This window comes from Flavilitoribacter nigricans DSM 23189 = NBRC 102662 (genome assembly GCF_002646595.1).
Lineage (GTDB): Bacteria > Bacteroidota > Bacteroidia > Chitinophagales > Saprospiraceae > Flavilitoribacter > Flavilitoribacter nigricans.
The window spans coordinates 14,739-34,269 of record NZ_PDUD01000009.1 but is presented as its reverse complement, the minus strand read 5'-3'; the positions used below and the strand labels follow the sequence as shown (position 1 = coordinate 34,269).

Annotated in this window: 14 protein-coding genes and 1 pseudogene; 7 read left to right on the top strand and 8 right to left on the bottom strand. The window is 50.5% G+C overall.

The window, feature by feature from the left end:
* Nucleotides 1-123 precede the first annotated feature (123 nt).
* The 4 genes from CRP01_RS05080 (at nucleotide 124) to CRP01_RS05065 (ending at nucleotide 5,161) form a co-directional block, all read left to right on the top strand.
* Nucleotides 124-735: an L-threonylcarbamoyladenylate synthase gene (locus CRP01_RS05080; protein WP_099148927.1), complete on the top strand. Its 612-nt coding sequence runs from the start codon at nucleotides 124-126 to the stop codon at nucleotides 733-735.
* A gap of 239 nt (nucleotides 736-974) precedes the next feature.
* Complete coding sequence (locus tag CRP01_RS05075) at nucleotides 975-2,273, top strand: hypothetical protein (protein WP_099148926.1); 1,299 nt, start codon at nucleotides 975-977, stop codon at nucleotides 2,271-2,273.
* 137 nt (nucleotides 2,274-2,410) lie between these two features.
* Complete coding sequence (locus CRP01_RS05070; protein ID WP_099148925.1) at nucleotides 2,411-2,740, top strand: cupin domain-containing protein; 330 nt, start codon at nucleotides 2,411-2,413, stop codon at nucleotides 2,738-2,740.
* An 87-nt stretch (nucleotides 2,741-2,827) separates the two neighbouring features.
* On the top strand, nucleotides 2,828-5,161 hold the full coding sequence (locus CRP01_RS05065; protein WP_233752632.1) for a TonB-dependent receptor: 2,334 nt from the start codon (nucleotides 2,828-2,830) through the stop codon (nucleotides 5,159-5,161).
* A gap of 133 nt (nucleotides 5,162-5,294) precedes the next feature.
* Here CRP01_RS05065 and CRP01_RS05060 read toward each other — a convergent pair whose 3' ends face one another.
* The 8 genes and pseudogenes from CRP01_RS05060 to queA form a co-directional block, all read right to left on the bottom strand.
* Complete coding sequence (locus tag CRP01_RS05060; protein WP_099148923.1) at nucleotides 5,295-5,795, bottom strand: hypothetical protein; 501 nt, start codon at nucleotides 5,793-5,795, stop codon at nucleotides 5,295-5,297.
* Nucleotides 5,796-5,797: 2 nt separating this feature from the next.
* Nucleotides 5,798-6,709: a helix-turn-helix domain-containing protein gene (locus CRP01_RS05055; RefSeq protein WP_099148922.1), complete on the bottom strand. Its 912-nt coding sequence runs from the start codon at nucleotides 6,707-6,709 to the stop codon at nucleotides 5,798-5,800.
* 11 nt (nucleotides 6,710-6,720) lie between these two features.
* Nucleotides 6,721-7,674 (bottom strand): annotated as a pseudogene (locus CRP01_RS05050) (SDR family oxidoreductase).
* A gap of 178 nt (nucleotides 7,675-7,852) precedes the next feature.
* The gene (locus CRP01_RS05045; protein ID WP_099148921.1) at nucleotides 7,853-8,407 is read right to left on the bottom strand and encodes a hypothetical protein; all 555 of its coding nucleotides are present in this window, start codon (nucleotides 8,405-8,407) and stop codon (nucleotides 7,853-7,855) included.
* 45 nt (nucleotides 8,408-8,452) lie between these two features.
* Entirely contained in the window at nucleotides 8,453-10,720 is a 2,268-nt protein-coding gene (locus CRP01_RS05040) for an AAA family ATPase (protein ID WP_099148920.1), read from the bottom strand.
* A 203-nt stretch (nucleotides 10,721-10,923) separates the two neighbouring features.
* Nucleotides 10,924-11,145, bottom strand: a complete 222-nt coding sequence (locus tag CRP01_RS05035; RefSeq protein WP_099148919.1) for a DUF2795 domain-containing protein — start codon at nucleotides 11,143-11,145, stop codon at nucleotides 10,924-10,926.
* Between the two features lie 253 nt (nucleotides 11,146-11,398).
* The gene (locus CRP01_RS05030; protein ID WP_099148918.1) at nucleotides 11,399-12,574 is read right to left on the bottom strand and encodes a hypothetical protein; all 1,176 of its coding nucleotides are present in this window, start codon (nucleotides 12,572-12,574) and stop codon (nucleotides 11,399-11,401) included.
* A gap of 138 nt (nucleotides 12,575-12,712) precedes the next feature.
* Complete coding sequence (queA, locus tag CRP01_RS05025; RefSeq protein ID WP_099148917.1) at nucleotides 12,713-13,777, bottom strand: tRNA preQ1(34) S-adenosylmethionine ribosyltransferase-isomerase QueA; 1,065 nt, start codon at nucleotides 13,775-13,777, stop codon at nucleotides 12,713-12,715.
* 181 nt (nucleotides 13,778-13,958) lie between these two features.
* Between queA and CRP01_RS05020 the strand changes: the two genes are divergently transcribed.
* The 3 genes from CRP01_RS05020 (at nucleotide 13,959) to CRP01_RS05005 (ending at nucleotide 19,505) form a co-directional block, all read left to right on the top strand.
* The gene (locus tag CRP01_RS05020) at nucleotides 13,959-15,209 is read left to right on the top strand and encodes an ABC transporter permease (RefSeq protein WP_099149161.1); all 1,251 of its coding nucleotides are present in this window, start codon (nucleotides 13,959-13,961) and stop codon (nucleotides 15,207-15,209) included.
* Between the two features lie 807 nt (nucleotides 15,210-16,016).
* Nucleotides 16,017-16,844, top strand: a complete 828-nt coding sequence (locus CRP01_RS05010; protein WP_099148915.1) for an FkbM family methyltransferase — start codon at nucleotides 16,017-16,019, stop codon at nucleotides 16,842-16,844.
* Between the two features lie 63 nt (nucleotides 16,845-16,907).
* Nucleotides 16,908-19,505, top strand: coding sequence for a PQQ-dependent sugar dehydrogenase (locus CRP01_RS05005; protein ID WP_099148914.1), 2,598 nt, complete (start codon nucleotides 16,908-16,910; stop codon nucleotides 19,503-19,505).
* Nucleotides 19,506-19,531: the final 26 nt, after the last annotated feature.

The window sequence follows — 19,531 nt, the reverse complement described above, 5'->3', positions numbered from 1 at the left end:
GTGGACGGTAGACGGTTGACGGTCGACGGTGGTTTTTCCGGTGGAGCCGTCTACCATCCACCGTCGACCGTCTACCGTCCACCATCAACCGTCAACCGTCACTTAACCCTCAACCACATACCCATGCTACTTAGAATAAACTCCGAAAACCCGGAAGGCCGGAAGATCCGGCAGGTAGTGGAAAGCCTCCAGGACGGAGGAGTAATTATCTACCCTACAGATACCGTATACGGTCTGGGCTGCGATATATTTGATCAGAAAGCCGTAGAAAAGATCTGCCGGCTGCGTTCGCTGGACCCGAAAAAAGCGATGCTTTCCATTGTTTGTAAGGACATCAGCCAGATATCCGAGTTCGCTGCGCAGATCGATAACAATGTGTTTAAGCTCCTGAAACGGCATCTGCCGGGGCCATTCACCTTCGTGTTGAAGGCCGGTAACGGGGTACCCAAACTCTTCAAAAACCGCAAACATACGATCGGCGTACGCGTTCCGAATAACCAGATCGTGCTGGACATCGTGGAGGCACTTGGTCATCCGATCCTGACCACCTCCCTCAAATCGGACGACGAGATCCTCGAATATTTTACCGATCCGATCGACATTTATGAAGACTTCAAAAAACTGGTGGATATCGTTATCGACGGCGGTATCGGCGGGAATGTGCCCTCAACGGTAATCGATTGTACGGACGATGTCCCGGCCCTGTTGCGGGCGGGCGCGGGCGAATGGGCCTGATCCCGATCCGAGTTTTCCGGGACTTTTGCGTAAATGGCCAGAAAGGGTGCCGGTGTAGGCTGGCCGGATATTCATTTTCTTTCCGGTATCTGGAAGAAAGGGTCCATCATGCTGTTTTCTGATGATAATCTTCGGTTCGGTCCATTAATAATGTTGGTGCAGGCTTGTAGATCTGGACAAAACGATCCATTTTTAGGGAGGCAAACGATGCCTGAACGCAAACCCTAAGCCATTCTAATATGATCTTTCGCGCGCTGTCCCAAAGGAACCGCAGCCTGATCGGGGCGGTAGCTTGTATTACCCATCTTAGTGCTCTATTGCTGTGCCCCGGCCTGGTGTCCGCTCAGCAGGTAAAAATGGAGCCCTATCTCTTCCATTCCCAGATCGAGGTGAACGAGCAAATGAACCGCTTTCCCACTTTGAAGGCCGAGGCATTCGCGAATATCGGTGCCTACTGGCAGGCCGATACCACCTATGTATTGGAGGAGGAAACCCGGCGCCTGGCCGGAGAGCAGGTGGATCCCCTGACCGAAGAGGAATTAGCATATTTTCAGACTTTTCGGGTAGCGGACGCCATATCCTATCTATTGGAGCGGGCGGAAAACGAGCAGATCATCATTCTGAACGAAGCACACCACCGGCCGGAACACCGGGTATTTGCCTCCGCTTTACTGGAGGGATTGGCCCAGAGGGGATACGCCTATCTCGGACTGGAAGCCCTAACACCGAATTTTGATGATCCGGAGGCGCTGGGCTTGGATACCTCACTGAATGAGCGCGGCTATCCCCTGAATTCGAGATATACCGGGAATTATACGCGGGAACCCCAATTTGGGCTGTTCATCCGGCAGGCGATCAACAACGGATTTCATCTGTTCGGCTACGAGCGCAACCCCTCCTTTCAGGAAATGATCCGGGATTCGGCGGAGGCCCTCAATGTGGCCCGGATCCTGGCCAGAGATCCGGATGCAAGAATACTGCTTTACTGCGGTTACGCCCATCTGGTAGAATCCAATGCTGTTGACCCGGAAAGTAACTACGGCCGGTCCCGCTGGATGGCTTCTTATCTGCGTGAACTGACCGGCATCGATCCGTTGACCGTCAATCAGGAAATATTGACCGACCGCTCTCCGGCAGCCAATAGTCCGTATTATCCACTCATCAAAAGTGAAAAACCGGCGGTACTGCTCAACGAAGATGGACGGGTTTTTAACGGCGGGAAACGGAACGATAAGTTTGATCTGCTGGTTTATCATCCACCGGCCCGGCTGATTAACGGACGGCCGCATTGGTTATACCGCGATGGAGCTCATCGGGCGTATACCATAGCCCCGGAACAGCTTACCTTGAATTGCCCCTGTCAGGTGCGGGCCTATCCGGAAACGGAGCCGGAACTGGCCGTTCCGGTAGACATTATCGAAATTGATCCGGACTTTAGAGAAAATACCCTGGTCTTAGCTCCCGGTCAGTACCGGCTTATTATCGAAAATCTGGCCGGAGACCGGCAAACGCTGCAGGTAGAGATAGCAGAGGAATAGCTTTTTACCAGCGTGAGCCTTTGAGTGTTTGATGGACCGATTATTAATGGGAGAAAGAGAACGATCGACCCATTGCTCCGTGGGTATACCTAAGGACTTTATTAAAAGTATTTATTCAACAAGCCAACTCTTCCCGTATGCAAATCACACCGACCCAGGCTTTAGCCGATCTTAAAGCCGCCAACCACGTCTTTCTTGAACTGTTTACCCACGGCACCCTGTCGATTGAGATCTACCAGCCGGATAAAGTGGACCTCCAGCAACCGCACGAGCGCGATGAAGTCTACGTCGTGATCGCCGGTAGCGGCACTTTCCTGAATGGTGGCAACCGGTCGACTTTTGGTCCCGGAGACTTCCTGTTCGTGCCGGCCGGAGTCGAACACCGCTTCGAGGACTTTACCGAAGATTTCTGTACCTGGGTGATTTTTTACGGGCCAAAAGGAGGGGAGGCTGGACAAAACTACTGATTTTGGTCTTATAGATTGCTTCCCCCGGCTTTCCGGTGTATGATTCCCCATCTAACATCCGTTATCTTTGGGCCAATAAGATCATGTATGAAAATGAAACTTTACTTTGCACTGGCTTGCATCCTGTTGTTTGCGGGGAGCGTCTGGGCCCAGACCGGTACGATACGGGGAAATGTATACGATCAGGAAACCGGTGCACCTATCCTGTTTGCCAATATCCGACTGGCCGATACCCCGCTGGGAACAAATACCGATGATAACGGCTTTTTCAGTTTGAATAATGTGCCCGTCGGCAGCTATACCTTGATTGCCACCTACCTGGGATACGATAGCACCGCCCAGCGAATAACCCTGGCCGGCGATGGCATCAATTACCAGCGGATCGTTATGACGCCCAACGCCATCAACCTGACTACCGTAGACATATCCGGACAGCGGGAACGTGCGCGATCCGAAGTAAATGTTTCCACGCTCACCGTGACCCCTAAAGAGATCAAAAGCCTGCCGTCGGCCGGTGGCGAAGCGGATATTGCCCAGTACCTGCCCATCCTTCCGGGCATCATTTCTTCCGGAGATCAGGGGGGGCAGTTGTACATTCGGGGCGGCTCTCCGGTGCAGAACAAGATCCTGCTGGACGGTATGACGATCTACAATCCTTTCCATAGTATTGGGTTGTTTTCTGTTTTCGAAACGGAGACCGTGCGCAGTATCGATGTACTGACGGGCGGCTTCAACGCACAGTACGGTGGCCGTATCTCGGCCGTGGTAGACATCAAAACCCGGGAGGGGAATAAACAGCGCTTCGGCGGACTGGTATCGGCCAGCCCGTTTCAGGCCAAGGCCCTGATCGAAGGCCCCATTAAAAAACTCGATCCGGAAACGGGAAACAGTATTTCCTTCCTCTTCACCGCGAAACATTCCTATCTGAACGAAACTTCCGCCCTGCTCTATCCCTATGCCACCGACACGACCTACTACGCTTTTGCAGCCGGGGATACCAGTCTGCAGGACATCGCCGATCTGGGACTACCATTCCAGTATACCGACTTTTACGGCAAAGTGTCCTTTGTGGGTGGCGGCGGCAGTAAGCTGGATCTTTTTGGTATGAACTTTCGGGACCGTTTCGATTTTGTGGGCATCAGTACGGTCGATTGGACGAACAGTGGGGGAGGAGCCCACTTTATTCTGGTGCCACCCAATTCGGATATTGTGATGGACGGTACGGTGGCTTATTCCAAATACGATATCACGTCCGTGGAATCCGACGGCCGACCGAAGAACAGCCAAGTCGTCAATTATACCGCTGCCCTGAACTTTACCTACTACGGACTGAATAATCAGTTTGATTACGGTTTCGAATTTACCGGTTTCAATACCGATTTTTCCTTTACCAATGTATTCGATATTCCTTTTCAGCAACGCGATTTTACCACGGAGATCGCCGGTTATGTAAAATACCGGCAGCAATTGGGCCGATTGGTCATTGATCCGGGATTGCGGTTTCATTACTACGCTTCACAATCGAAACTATCCATCGAACCGCGTTTTGGTCTGAAATACAATGCCACGGATCATCTACGGTTCAAAATGGCGGGTGGTCTGTATTCCCAAAACCTCATCAGCACCGTGAGCGAGCAGGATGTGGTCAACTTTTTCGTGGGTTTTCTGGCTGGTCCCGAGCAGATGCTGTTCCTGCCGAATTCCGCCCAGACCAGTAAGGACCGGATCCAGAGGGCATTTCACGGGATTGCCGGGGTGGAGGTGGATCTGAACAACCACACCACACTCAACGTAGAACCCTACTACAAGGGTTTTACCCAGTTGATCAGTATCAACCGCAATAAGCTGCGGGGCCAGGATCCCGATTTTCAGACCGAAACCGGAGAAGCTTACGGTGTGGATCTGTCCCTACGCTACGAACGCGCCAACTGGTATGCCTGGTTGACCTATTCGCTGGCCAAAGTGAACCGGGACGACGGAGAGCAGGTCTATCCAACTATCTTTGATCGCCGGCACAACGTCAATGCGCTGCTGACTTACGCATTCGGAGCAGACCGGCAGTGGTCCGCCAGTCTACGCTGGAACCTCGGATCGGGCTTCCCGTTTACCCGGACGCAGGGATTTTACGAGCAGGCGCCCCTGGGCACCGACCTGCTCACGACCGATATCCTGACCGGTAATTTTGATATCGGTACCATCCTCAGTGAGGAGCGTAACGACGGCCGCCTGTCCTACTACCACCGCCTGGATGCTTCCCTGAAACGGCAATGGACCTGGGGTAAATACGGGGAAATTGAAGCCAACGTCAGCGTGACCAATCTCTACAATCGCGATAATGTCTTTTACGTAGACCGGATGACGAACCGGCGGGTGAACCAGTTGCCGGTATTGCCGAGTGCGGGTTTGATTGTACGGTTTTAGAAAGTAAGGTGTCTGGGTATGAACGGTTTGCGGGCAATTGCTTTAACGGCTGGGGAAAGACCCTCATCAACACCTCATCGATCTAGAGAACCATCAACGCATCACGCATGCTAACCAAATTAAATGCCCTATTTTATTTATCCACCAATTCCAGTTGTTCCCGATACGCAAGCAACCGCGCATTGGCATTGCTGTCTACCAGCATGATTACCACCATCATGGCTATGGTCGTGATGGCCGTTGCCCGCCAGATTGGTTGGGGAGCAAAAACGATCAGCAGCGCAGCCGCAATGATAAGGAACGGAATAACTTTGAAAACGATGTTTCTGAATTCGCTGATCGATTTTTCGGTGCGGCTTATTTCCGATTGTACAAACTCGGTCGGACTTTCCCGGTACGCCTCGGCAAAGCTGGTAATGCGCGATTTGTTGGTGAAAAATATACCCAGGCCAACCGCTAAAATTAAAATCCCGGCTACCAGGTTTGGGATGATGTAAGCCCTGGCCATTTCGGTTTTACCCAACTGCCAGAACCCGATACTTGCGATCAAAAACAAGATCCCAAAAAAGATGAAAAATCGCGCCGAAAATACTTCGGCTTTGGCCCATTCGGTGGCAAATTTCAATATTTCCATGCTCAGTTCATTTTGTATTTTTTTCGGTACGCTGATGGACTAATCCCTTCTTTCTTTTTGAATAAGCGTGAAAAATAGGGCGGGTATTCAAAGCCCAGTTCATAGGCCACTTCGGAGATCGTTTTGTTGGGGTTCAACAAAATCTCTTTGGCCTCGTTAATCAAAAAGAGCTGCAAATGCTCGGTGGTGGTTTTGCCGGTTTCTTTTTTAAGCGTATCGCTCAGATAGCGCTGGGAAACCGATAGTTGATCGGCAATTTGCTCAATGCTGGGGATCCCTTTTTCTTCCAGTTGCCCGGAACGAAAATAATTTTCCAACTGCTGATTAAATTGCTCTAAGAGATCGTTCGAAAGCGCTTTTCGGGTGATAAACTGTCTTTCGTAAAAGCGGTTGGCGTATTTCAAAAGCGTACTCAGCTGGGAAATAATGATATCTTTACTGAATTCATCCTGATTGTTCCGGTATTCCAGATCAATGCTTTCCACGATCGATTCGATCTGCTTTTCTTCTCTGGGAGAAAGATGCAGGGCCTCATTGGCTGAATACGAAAAGAACCCATATCGCTTAATCTGTTGCGCCAATTCCGTTCCTTTCAGAAAATCTTCGTGGAAGTTTATCGAAAAACCTTTTTGGTCAAATACCATGCTGCTATCCCACTGTAGCACCTGCCTTGGCGCAATGAAGAACAGCGCGCCATTGGTAAAATCGTATTTTGTTCTTCCATAGTTTAAATCACCCTTCACCATCTTCTTCAAACTGATCGAATAGCAGTCGTTGGTAATGGGCGGTGAGCTTTCCTTTGGGCAAGGCAAAGTACCTTCACCAATTGCCGAAAATACGCTCAACATGGGGTGTTCCGGCCGGGGAAGCTCCAAATAGTCCAGATACGCCGATAATGTTTTAAAGTGTTGCATGCTTGGCTAAGTTAAAGGTTCCACTTAAACCCTGTTTCTTTTTCTGAGACAGTCCACAATTGAGTGGGTACCGCTTTGTCCTGGGCAAAAGGCTCCAGTTTACACTCGCCGACCGGGCCAGTCCATTGCATCCTTCCGGTTGGACCATAATACGCCTTCTGGTTCAGGTTTTCCGTTGCTTCGGTAGCACACATCACTTCGGGATAAGCGCCTTTTTCGGCGGATTGAACCAATGGCGTCAACGACATCAAGCCAAAAATGATCCGATCTCTTAAACCACCACTATTTTTGATTAAGGATGTAGCCGATGACCCTGGATGGCACACATATACCTACACGTTCTTTTTGGCTGCCTGAATTCTATCCTGCAATTCGTAGGCAAACAGGATCTGGGCCAGTTTACTATGGCAGTAGGTATTCATCGCGTGGTAATTTTTATCCCAGTTCATGTCCTCAAACTGAATGGTTTTGATCCCCATTTTGTAGCCTTCACTACCCACAACTACAATGCGACCGTTCGATGCTTCTATGCGGTCAAAAAGCAATCCGCACAATAGAAAATGGCCGTAATGATTAACGCCCAACTGGCTTTCGAAGCCGTCTTTGGTAAATGTTTGTCTGGGGACCTGAGCGATGGCCGCATTGCACATCAGGGCGTCAATTTTGGGCACAGTCTTTACTACCTCGGCCGCTGCCTCACGTACGGAAGCCAGCTCCGACAAATCCATTTTTATGAATGAAACCTTTGCTCCGGCTCCAAATTCTGTCTTCAGTTCAGCAATGGCCTGGTTCGACTTTTCGCGGTTGCGGTTCAGCATTACGACTTCGGCGCCTTTACCTAAAAGTATCCTGGCCGCCTGGAAACCGGCGCCGGTATTCGCACCGGTGATCAGGTAAGTCTTGTCGTTTATATTTTCTATTATATCGGGTGTCCAACCCTGTTTGCCAAATGGTGTTGTCTTCATCTTTGCTCGAATTTTGTCGATACAAAGTTCAATAAACATTCACCTTGCGGTCTTATACACAATTTCGAAACCTGGATACTTTTTGGGTCTTATACACAAATTTGGCGCTAATCGAACTACGGGAGCGCAGCGGAGGCCGGGTGACCGGTATTTTGGGCAGCAGTAAAGGACTGTTAAATTAAAGGAGATTGCCCAGCCAGTCAATCAGATAGTCATAATCTTTTTCCGGTGGATCCAGACTGAGTGAGTAACTGAATTTGTTATCAAACGGCTCTTTTTGAAAGAACTTCAGTATGCCCTTAAAATTCTGCACGATCACATTCATGATGATCTTATCGCGCGTTGTGTCAAGAATTTCCAGTTCACCTCTATAGACGATCCTTTTGATCGTTTTGCCGTATTGCCGCCGGTATTTGAGCTCAATCCTAAAGGCGACTAAATTTATAGCCTGGATCTCAGTAAGTTTAATTCCCACACATTTTATTCGCTGATTTTGGTTGAACCAGAAAAGCAGGCCGTTCTTCAAAAGTTCGAGATTTACAAAACCAAGTTCACTTGCAGAGCCTCGATCTAACTGATCGAATTCTGATATTCCCGATTCATAGATAAGTTTGGGAGAGCCTGTTCCGAATTTTCTCAACTTTTCTGTAAAGGAATATTCCCCGCCGAAAAGATCTATTTGTGACTTCGGCAGTCCGCCATTTTTATTCAATTTTACTTCCCTTACCGGCATCGGTTTTTCGGTTTGGTTGCAGGCTTGTCAATTGCTGGGTGCAATTTATTTCATGGAGATCACCAGCTTCCCTTCCCAGCTTAATTTCAGTCGCACTTTTTGCTTCTGGCCGTTTTCGAGCAGCCAGTAGGACATCGGTTTAACGATGGTCTGCTCAATCGCCCGCTGAAGCGGTCGGGCACCGTAGCGTTTGTCGAACCCGATGTTGACGAGGTGATCGACCAGCGAATCGTCAAACAGGAGTTGTAACTGCCGTTTGGCAAATCCCTCGCGGGCGGTTAGCGCCTTCAGTTCCTTCAGGGTGATCTTGCGGAGGTCGTCGCTGTCGATGGCATTGAAAAAGACTACACTGTCGATCCGGTTGATGAATTCCGGCCGGAAATGTTTGCGGATGGCGGAAAGGTAGGCACTGGATTCGGTGCTCGTTTCCTGGTAACCAATGGAAGAACGCACGGATGCCCCCAGATTGGAGGTCATAATGATAATGGTATTCCGAAAATCGGTTTGCCGGCCAAAATTGTCGATCAGCAGTCCTTCGTCCAGCAGCGTCAGTAAAGCATCGAATATAGGGCGGGCGGCTTTTTCGATCTCGTCCAGCAGGATGACCGCGAAGGGCCGCTCCCGCACTTCTTTGATCAATTGTCCCACTTCCTTACCACTGCCGATCAGCCGCCCCATTTGTCCGGGGTGCTGGAATTCACTCATATCGATCCGGATGAGCGGAGATTTCTTTTGCCCCTGTCCGAAAAAGTAATCCGCCAGCGCTTTGGCACTTGCCGTTTTACCGACCCCGGTCGGCCCCGCAAACAGCAGGGTGGCAATGGGTTTGTAGGGATTGTTGATCCCGGCCTTGTAGATCTTTACGATCTCGATCAGTCGGGCGATGGCTTCGGATTGACCGATAATGCGTTCGTGAAAATAGTTTTCCAGGTCCCGGGTATTCAGCAGCAGGTCATCCCGGAGGAATAGTTCGGGCAGCCCCGTCTGATACACGAATTCCTGAATGACATCCGCTCGCTCGATCTTCGATCGATTGGCGAGTTGGGCCTTGTTGACACAGCGACTCAGGAACTTGATCCCCTTTCCGGGGAAACTTTCGTAGGGATAGTAGCGCAGCAACAGGCGATAAGACTGATCAATGGCTTCCTGCGACAGCGTGATCTGGAGCCGGGTCTGCACGTACTGCGCGAACTGAGTCAGCACGGACCGGATCTTATCCTCAGAAAGTTCGTCGATGCGGATGATCTGGAAGGTCTGCACAAAGCCCGGCAGGAGCCGGCGCATACTTTCCAGTTGCTCGGGCGTAGCTTCGCCGATCATCTGCATCTTATGGGTTTGCAGGAAGGGCAGCAGAAAGGCAGCCACACTATCTTCGGCACCTTCACCACCGGTCTGCAACAGCTGAATAAGGTCCGCTACCCAGAGGATACCGTTGGCGGATTGCAGTTCGTCGACGAGGCTTTCTACTTGCTCCTGCCACTCTCCCAGGTATTTGGCACTGGCGGTAATGCGTTGGCTCATGATCCGCCAGAACGTGAAATCGAGTTGTTGCTTACGAGACTGGGTAGTGATCTTGCGGATCGCCTGCTGGAGTACCGCACTTTTGCCGACGCCGTGTTTGCCCACCAGCAATACATTGGAACGCGTGTTGATCAGTTTGTCCAATACGTCGGCAACGGCCATTTCCAGTTCCCAGGCAGCTTCCGGGAGGTGGCTTTGCTGCTTGCGCTTGTTGCGGGGGAAGGGGTACGGTTCGGTTAACCTTTTCAGCGTAGGATAGTCCCGGGGACGTACGCGGCCGAAACGGAAAAAGTCACGATCCGCATTCACTTTCAGGATCACTTTGTCCAGTTTGGGTTTACGGTACCGCAGGAGTTTGTATACGGCCGGCGGGTCCAGCTGATTGAGCGCATTGGTCACAAAATACTGCACCAGCGATTCGAACTGCTTAGGCTCATAGTAATAAAAACTTCCATTCAGGCTGGGCACGTGGCAGGCATAATTATCCTGCTCCGTCGCTCCGTAAATAATGGCCACCGGCACCTTTACGGCCTGGGAAAGCGGATAGGAACCACCGTCATCGCGGTAAGTGGGGCGCACTTCAAAATCCATGATCCGCAGTTTGGGATCGATCAGATCAACGAAGGGATAATCATCGTATTTCTTGTACTGGCGCTGCAGGTAATTCCCCAGATTCAGTTTCACCCGTTCCAGGTCCTTCTCAACGACCTGGAGGTCCGTACCCACCAGGAAGCCGAGCACGACCTGGGGCGCGATATCGAAATAGAGCAGGGGATAGGTGATTCTTTCCAAAAGGTCAGGCGGTTTTGGGGTAAAACTACGAAATTAAAGGGAATGACCGGAAGGTGGTGGAAGATAAGAGCGAAGCTACTGCCTGTCTTAAAAAGTCAAGGGTTTTGCGCGCGTATTGCACAAAACCCTGCATGTTTATTTTAACTTAAGGCAAGTATATCTCGCAATGGATCGGCTCTCGTCAATTGCGAGATGCGTCCCCTTTAGTACTCGTCTTCATTGAAGAGAAAATCATCTTTCCGGGGATAGTCCGGCCAGATATCTTCAATACCCTCGTAGATCTCACCTTCATCTTCCATTTGCTGAAGGTTCTCGATAACTTCCAGAGGAGCACCGGATCGAATGGCGTAATCGATCAACTCGTCACGAGTGGCTGGCCATGGAGCATCTTCGAGGTGATAAGCTAGTTCTAATGTCCAATACATAGTTTGAATAAAAATTTAATTTCCGGAGCTTCCGGAAAAATAATATAAAACGGTAAATGGTGATCTTGTTCGAAAAGATCGTCATTTTTTGCAGAATGGAGCCGGAAAACATCCCGTTTCACATTTCGGCAAATGTAATAAACTTGATTTAGACTTTCAACAGTTTTTTACACAGGTTTTTCCCGTACAAATTACGGGCCAGATTTTTGCTGCCAAAAAGCTAAATGCGGATTTTTATATAATTGGCAGTCAATTACTTGTACTGGCCGATTATTTTGAATTTGGAACGCTCGTATCCGTAGGGGAAACCGCCGATATCTGTCGAATTGACAGGTCCGGTGGGATCACAGATGTAATAATTCCTGCCTTCGTACCGGATTGCGGCCCCAATTTCCTCCTCCAGGGCAACCCCGACGGTGAGGTGATCCGGGAAAGCGACAATGATCATCGGCAGGTCAACGAGCTCTCTGGCCAGGCAGAAAAACAGTGCTGAGCGGTCTTCGCAATCGCTGTAGGGGTAGATGAATACCTCATCGGCGATCATTGGTTTACTGCGCCCGAAGAACTCCTTATCTTCCTTGTACTGAAATGATGAACGGGTAAACGCAACTAAAAGTTCAAGCGTTTCAATTTTAGAGAGTCCGTTGGTCCAGTTTTTAAACTTCGGCATTAAACTGGCCGCGATCGAGGGCGAAAGCGGGATCTGAAGATACTGTTGTTCCTCGATAAAAGGGTAGGCGTTCATTACTTCCGCGGAAGTTTTGTCGACATCTACTTCCATCTCGTAATCCTTTTCCTTATACCGGAACGAAAACCGCTTGCGCTCAATGTCGCTCTTGAGGCGGGGGAGCTTGGTCAGGTAAAAGCCGAAAGGTTTGCCCGCCGATTTCGGTACAAAATTCAGCATGTACAGCGCTTCGTTGGTTTTGCGGCTATTGGGGATACTCGTTAGATTGGCAAAATTGTGACCCTTCTCCGTGATCATCGGCACTTCGAACACCTCATCTTCCGTGTAAACGTAAACGAACTGTTGATCCTTGAGGTAGGTCAGGCGGGTTTCAAATCCCGATTTAGTCAGGAGAAACCAGCAGGTGAGTTCGATATTGGAACTTTTTCCGGCGCCGATCATGGCACTGACGGTTCGCCTCATCAGGTCGTAATACAGCCAGTCGTTGAGCATAAAGGCCGACTTCTTCTCCAGGAGTGCGTCCAGCAACAACTGGTAGTCCGTCCGCTCCATGATCTGGTAAAAAGCCACCATGTCCTGCTCCTTAAGGTGAGCGGGCAGGGGAACCAGCATATTCTTCGGGTAGGCAATGGACAATTCCTCGGAGAAGAAATTGATCTGAACATTACCCATCTGAGGATCAGCCTGAACTGAATGGATCAGTGAAATCAATAGTAAGCCCAGTAAACCGGCGTTTTTCATATCCGGAAATCTTTTCGGAATCAATAAAAAAAGCGTACCAGTTATGATACGCTTTCCCTAGTATTTTATTGTATATGTTTTCAAACCAATATTATACAAACGGCTTTTCCCAAATACCGGATGTATAAGAAAAGGCACTTAAATGATCAACATCGCATCGCCGTAACTGAAAAAGCGATACTCTTCCTTGATCGCTTCCTGGTAAGCCTCCATGATCAGGTCAAAACCTCCGAAAGCGCAGACCATGATCAGCAGGCTGGATTTCGGCAGGTGGAAGTTAGACACCATACTGTCGGCAATGTGGAAGTCATAAGGCGGATAAATGAATTTATTCGTCCAGCCTTCGGAAGGTTTCAGCAGGGATTCGGCAGATACGGAAGATTCCACCGCGCGCATGGTCGTCGTGCCGACGCCGCACACCCGTTTCTTACCCTCTTTGCCTTTATTCACCACATCCACGGCCGGTTGGGTGATCTTGTAGTATTCCGCGTCCATTTTGTGTTTGGAGAGGTCTTCTACATCGATACTTCGGAAGGTACCCAGACCGATATGGAGGGTGAGCTCGGCAAATTCCAGCCCTTTGATCTCCAGGCGCTTCATCAGTTCGCGGCTGTAGTGCAGGCCGGCAGTCGGCGCAGCTACGGCACCCAACTCCTTGGCGAAGATGGTCTGGTAGCGCTCCTTATCCGATTCTTCCGCCGGGCGGCCGATCTCCTTGGGCAGCGGCGTGTTGCCCAGGGTGTGCAGTTCTTTCTGGAATTCCTCATCCGTCCCGTCGTACAGGAATCGGATGGTACGGCCGCGGGAGGTGGTGTTGTCCACTACCTCGGCTACCAGAATGTCATTGTCGTGTTCGTCACTGAAATACAGCTTGTTGCCCACCCGGATCTTCCGGGCCGGATCTACGAGCACGTCCCAGAGACGGGCTTCATTGTTGAGTTCCCGCAGCAGGAATACCTCAATTTTGGCACCGGTTTTTTCCTTCCGGCCGTACAGACGGGCCGGAAAAACTTTTGTGTTGTTAAACACCATGACGTCTCCGTCATCAAAGTAATCGAGTATATCTTTAAAGATCCGGTGTTCAATCTTTCCAGTGTCTTTATGTACCACCATCAAGCGCGACTCATCACGATTCTTTTCGGGATATTTAGCAATAAGTTTCTGGGGAAGATCAAAAGCAAAGTGCGACAGTTTTGTCCTCATTATTTCACTGTATTTTCAGAAATGGACGGCAAAAATAAGAATTTACCATTATTATCCGCTATTTTCTAGGTTTATAAGGCCATTAAAAGAACATTTTTGGCAGATAAAATAGATATGTTGATCGAAAGGTTTGTTTCGTTGCTGGATGTTTTTCTACTTTCAGCCCGTCAATAAAAGGCCTATGAAAATTTTACTCAAAGTAATCCGGGAAAGTATATTACAGGCGTTAGGGCAGTTGCGGGGCAATAAACTGCGCAGTTTCCTTTCGCTGCTGGGTATTTCCATCGGAATTTTCTGTATTATCGGCGTACTCTCGGCGGTAGATTCCCTGGAAGACAATGTCCGGAGCAGTATGGCCAAATTGGGCAATGACGTCATTTACGTCAAAAAGTGGCCGTGGCGGGATGTGAGCGGAGAATGGTGGGATTATATCAAAAGGCCGCACCCTTCCTACGAGGATTATGAATTGTTGAACGATCGCGCCAAACTGGCCCAGTTGACCGCCTACCACGTGGTACTCGGTTTCAAGACCGTAAAGTATAAATCCAGCAGTGTCGATCGGGCCGTGCTGATCGCCGCCTCTCAGGAGTTTGACAATATGTTCAAGCTCGAATTTGAAACGGGGCGCTATTTCTCTCCGGCCGAATACAATTACGGCAGCAATAAGATCATCATGGGCTTTAAGGTGGCGGAAGAACTCTTCGGCGGCCTGGAAGCTACCGGTAAGCGCGTCAAGCTGATGGGTAAAGAATTCGAGGTGATCGGCGTGATCGAACAGGCGGGAGATGATCTGATCAACCCGCTGGATTTTGACGATTGTATCCTGGTTTCCTACAATTCCGGGCGCAGTCTCGCCAACCTGAAGGCCACCAACGTCTGGGACGCCACCGTGACGATCAAAGCGGAGGACGGCGTCAATCTGGTGGACGTTAAGGACGAATCTCGCGGCCTGCTGCGTGCACACCGCCGGCTGAAACCCATCGAGGACGACGATTTCTCCCTGAACGAACTCTCCATGATCTCATCGGTATTCGATAGCTTTTTCGGCGTTCTGAACCTGCTCGGTATCGTGATCGGTCTTTTTGCTATCCTGGTCGGCGTGGTCAGTGTCGCCAATATTATGTTCGTTTCCGTTAAAGAACGTACGGGGATCATTGGGGTGAAAAAAGCTTTGGGTGCCAAACGCTATATTATCCTGCTGGAATTCCTCATCGAATCCATCATCCTTTGTATCATCGGCGGACTCATTGGGCTGACCTTCGTTTACATCATCACCAAGATCCTTACCCAGATCATTGATTTTGAATTGTATGTCGATACGGGCAACATCATGCTGGGACTATTCATTTCGGTGATGATCGGAGTGGTCTCCGGATTTATCCCCGCCCTGCGGGCTTCCAATATGGATCCGGTGGTGGCTATGCGACAGTAAATGGGTAGCGTATAGTGGAGAGATTGCTTCCCTTTGGGTTTATCTTAACTTTACCAACCAATACACAACGCTAGATGCAGCGTAGCGTCCTGAATATTTTCCAAATTGATTGATTAGGACGCTACGCTGTAGCTGTAGCTATTTTCATCCCTTTGGGCTGAAAATAGTACGGTGCGCTGCACCTCCTTTTACCAACTATTGCTCCGTAATAGGTGCAGCACGCCGTCATAGCTACAAAACAGTATGGGACCGCCTTTCTCAGGTGCAGCGCACCGCCCTGAAGGTTTTTCATATCGTTTGACCAGGACGCTACGCGGTAGTAATAGGTGCAGCGCACCGTCATATCTCCAGCCCAAGAGGGGACAGATTTTCCCAGGTGCAGCGCACCGTCCAGAATATTTTTCATATCGTTTAACCAGGACGTTACGCGGTAGTAATTAGGTGCAGCGCACCGCCATATCTCCAGCCCAAGAGGGGACAGATTTTCCCAGGTGCAGCGCACCGTCCTGAATATTTTTCATATCGTTTGACCAGGACGCTACGCGGTAGTAATTAGGTGCAGCGCACCGCCATATCTCCAGCCCAGGAGGGGCCGGATTTTCCCAGGTGCAGCGCACCGTTCTGATTATTTTGCGTATCGGTTAATTAGATCGGTACACGGTAGCGCAAGGTGTTTTCATCCCATTGATCCGAAAATAGTCCAATGCGCTGCAACTGCCTGTGCAATTTGGGATACAAACCTCCCCTTCATTTCCCGTTCCAGACCTCCAAATATTTCGTAGCTTTGCCCCTTCAAATCCAAAGAAGATGCTATCATTTATCAAACGGAAGCTGGAGAAGCGACGGCTCAAAAAGACTTTTCAGGAATACGGTTATACCTTGAAGCAGTTTGAGCTGGATGGTCTGGGAACCGTTGAATACGCGCAGTGGCAACATCCGTTCGAAGAAGAAAAATCCATCACTCCGGAGAATCTGGCCTTTTACCGCTCGCTGACAAAACCCGGTGGTCTGATCATCGATATCGGCGCCCACACCGGTGATACTACCGTTCCGATGGCTCTGGCCGTTGGTCCGGAAGGAGCCGTCCTGGCGCTGGAACCCAACCGCTACGTTTATAAGATCCTGCAGAAAAATGCCGGTCTGAATTCCGATCTGACCCATATCATTCCCCTGCCTTACGCCGCTACGGAAAAAGCCGGAAAATTTGAGTTCAACTATTCCGACGCTTCCTTTTGTAATGGAGGTTTTCTTTCTCAGATCGAGAACAGTCGCCACCACCACAATTATACCCTCGAAGTGGAAGGCATCGAACTGGAATCCTACCTGTTTGAACACTATCCGGATCTGTTAAAAAACCTACAGCTGATCAAAGTAGATGCAGAAGGTTACGATAAAGAGATCCTCAAGACGATTCCCCGCCTGATCGAGGAGTACCGCCCCGCTATCATGGCCGAATGCTACAAACGCCTTAACCAGGAGGAACGGGAAGAGCTGTACGATGTAATAACCCGCTTCGGTTATCAGTTGTATTATATAGAAGATTTTGAGGCCGGCAGTCGCAAAGTTCCCATCAAGCGGGAAGATATGATGCAACGGGAACACTTTGAAATGCTGGCTCTACCCGGCCAGGATTAGTTACTTGCCATAGCCCGCTGGTTTTTATCCCCTGCTCTTTTTGATCAATACATCCGCTTTGTCATGTTAAGATCAGTAACCGCTCTTTTTGTCCTGCTCTTACTGGGATCCTTCTTTCTTTCCCTGGAAACCAGTGCTCCTCCACCCGGCCCGATCGGGCCTTATCTGAACGGTGTTTTCCCCGAATCAGCTCCCCACGTGGGCCTGGGCTGGAAGGTGGAAGATCCCATGCCGGACGTTACCTTCCAGTCGCCGGTGCGCATCCTGCCTTTTCCGGGCAGCGAAGATATCCTGGTGCTGAGCAAGATGGGCGAAGTTTGGCGGGTCTCCGTGGAACAGCAGACCAGAACCATGATCCTGGATATCAAGGACCGCGCCTTCAAAGGCGGGGAGGCCGGAACGGTCGGTATGGTACTCCACCCGAAATTCGGGGATCCCGCCGCGCCGGACCAGCAGTTACTGTTCCTGTTCTATCGTTCCAAACCCGAACCGGATGATTGGGACGAGCGGGGTTTTAACCGTTTATCCAAATTTCGCTGGGATGCGGACCAGCAGCAATTTGACCTGGCTTCGGAGGAAATACTGATCCAGCATTACGACCGTAGTACCTGGCACAACGGTGGCGGAATGTTCTTCGGCCCGGACGGCTTTCTGTACGTTTCGCTGGGCGATGAAGGGCACGGCGATTTTCGGGCTGAATCTACCCAGCGGCTCGACGGTGGCCTGTTCAGCGGCATTATCCGCATCGATGTCGACAATGACCCAACCCGCAGCCATCCGATCCGGCGGCAGCCGGTACCCAATCAGGCCGCTCCCGCCGGATGGGGCGAAACCTTTACCCAGGGCTATTCCATTCCGAATGACAATCCCTGGCAGGATCCCGACGGAGGAATACTGGAAGAATTTTATGCGATCGGGGTTCGCAGTCCATTCGGTATGCAGTATGACCCGCTTACCCAAAAGATATGGCTTGCTGATGTCGGCGGCAAACAGGAAGAGGTTAGCATGGTCAGTAAGGGAGATAACCTCCAGTGGCCCTACCTGGAAGGGGAATTGCCTTCGGATGATATGCAGCGGCCGGCCGATTTCATCGGTCGGGAAAAGCCCCCTCTCTACGTTTACGAACGGGGGATCGGCTCCTGCGTGATCGGCGGCAACGTTTACCACGGTACACTTTTTCCGGAACTGAACGGAAAATACCTGCTGGCGGATTTTGTGGAAAACAAAGTGATGGCCATCACTCTGAAGGGCAGTAATGAAAAACCGACCCTGGATATTCTCCTTTCACTATGGGTGCAGGATGTAGTACTGCCGGACGGACTGGGCATTTCGGGCATTTTTCCCATGCCCGACGGTGAAATTCTCATCACCGTTAAAGGAGATGACCTGTCCAATACCGGAAAGATATTCCGGCTGACCCGGCAGGCAGAAGTCGCCGAACCACCGGCCCGACTTTCCGAATTGGGTGTTTTCTCTGACCTGCAACAACTAACACCCGCACCGGGACTCATTCCCTACCGGGTAAATGCCCCGCTCTGGTCGGACCGGGCCGGCAAGCAGCGCTGGATGGCCGTACCCAACGATGGTGCATTTGATACGGACCAGGAGCGCATTCTTTTCAACCGAAGCACGGAATGGAGTTTTCCCGAAGGAACGGTATTTGTTAAACATTTTGAATTGCCGCGCACTACCACGGAGGGTGGCCCTTCCACCCGACTGGAAACCCGTTTTTTCATCATTGGTAGAGGAGGAAGAGGGTACGGTTTGACCTACCGCTGGAATGATCAGGGTACGGATGCCTTTCTGCTGGGAGGTGGAACTTCGGAAGACTATATGGTGGAGCAGGAAGACGGCGCTTCTTTTTCCCAGCGCTGGGATTTTCCGAGCCGGGAGCAGTGTATGAGCTGTCACAATGCCAACGCCGGTTTCGTGCTTGGAGTTAAAACCCACCAGCTAAACGGAACGTTCTATTACGATCATCTGAACCGGAGTATGAACCAGCTGGAATACTTCGATCAGCTCGGGCTGTTTCAGAATAAAGTCGGTGCTGTGCAGGATCTGCCGAAAGCATTTGCAATTGATGACGGAACGGCTGATCTGCAATTGCGCGTTCGATCCTACCTGGATGCCAATTGCTCGTTTTGTCATCGCTTGCAGGGCGTAGCTACCACCAACATGGATCTGCGCCTCAATATCCCGCTGATCCTGCAGAACCTGATCAATGCGCCGACGGCCAGCTCCTTTTCGGACCCCAGCCGGAATATTGTGGAGCCGGGTTCGCACGCAACCTCCGAGATCTGGATCCGGGACGCCAGCGATGATGTCCACCGCATGCCGCCTATTGCCAGCAACTTGGTAGATCAGGTTTATGTGGATGCCCTCGCGGAGTGGATCGATCAGTTGCCGGAAGACGCCGGCCGATCAAATGAAGTTTTGCTTTTCCCCAATCCAAGCAGCGGATGGTTCAGCCTTCGGTTCAGTGATGAGTGGAACCCGCCCTTCCGGATCCGGGTATTCAATGCCGCCGGTCAGATCCTGACCGATGACATCACCGATTCGAGGGCAGCGCCGATCAATCTGAGCCGGCAGGCTCCGGGGATCTATTTTTTGGAAGTGATCACCGATGGGGTGCGGCACGTGGAGAAACTGGTAGTTCATTAGTGGATTTACTTCTGAAGTAAGATGGG

Coding starts and splice junctions, on each gene's coding strand:
- CRP01_RS05030 (WP_099148918.1), bottom strand. CDS start 12,574: ATGAAAAACGCCGGTTTACTGGGCTTACTATTGATTTCACTGATCCAT.
- CRP01_RS05045 (WP_099148921.1), bottom strand. CDS start 8,407: ATGCCGGTAAGGGAAGTAAAATTGAATAAAAATGGCGGACTGCCGAAG.
- CRP01_RS05055 (WP_099148922.1), bottom strand. CDS start 6,709: ATGCAACACTTTAAAACATTATCGGCGTATCTGGACTATTTGGAGCTT.
- CRP01_RS05075 (WP_099148926.1), top strand. CDS start 975: ATGATCTTTCGCGCGCTGTCCCAAAGGAACCGCAGCCTGATCGGGGCG.
- queA (WP_099148917.1), bottom strand. CDS start 13,777: ATGAGGACAAAACTGTCGCACTTTGCTTTTGATCTTCCCCAGAAACTT.
- CRP01_RS05035 (WP_099148919.1), bottom strand. CDS start 11,145: ATGTATTGGACATTAGAACTAGCTTATCACCTCGAAGATGCTCCATGG.
- CRP01_RS05060 (WP_099148923.1), bottom strand. CDS start 5,795: ATGGAAATATTGAAATTTGCCACCGAATGGGCCAAAGCCGAAGTATTT.
- CRP01_RS05065 (WP_233752632.1), top strand. CDS start 2,828: ATGAAAATGAAACTTTACTTTGCACTGGCTTGCATCCTGTTGTTTGCG.
- CRP01_RS05020 (WP_099149161.1), top strand. CDS start 13,959: ATGAAAATTTTACTCAAAGTAATCCGGGAAAGTATATTACAGGCGTTA.
- CRP01_RS05010 (WP_099148915.1), top strand. CDS start 16,017: ATGCTATCATTTATCAAACGGAAGCTGGAGAAGCGACGGCTCAAAAAG.
- CRP01_RS05005 (WP_099148914.1), top strand. CDS start 16,908: ATGTTAAGATCAGTAACCGCTCTTTTTGTCCTGCTCTTACTGGGATCC.
- CRP01_RS05080 (WP_099148927.1), top strand. CDS start 124: ATGCTACTTAGAATAAACTCCGAAAACCCGGAAGGCCGGAAGATCCGG.
- CRP01_RS05070 (WP_099148925.1), top strand. CDS start 2,411: ATGCAAATCACACCGACCCAGGCTTTAGCCGATCTTAAAGCCGCCAAC.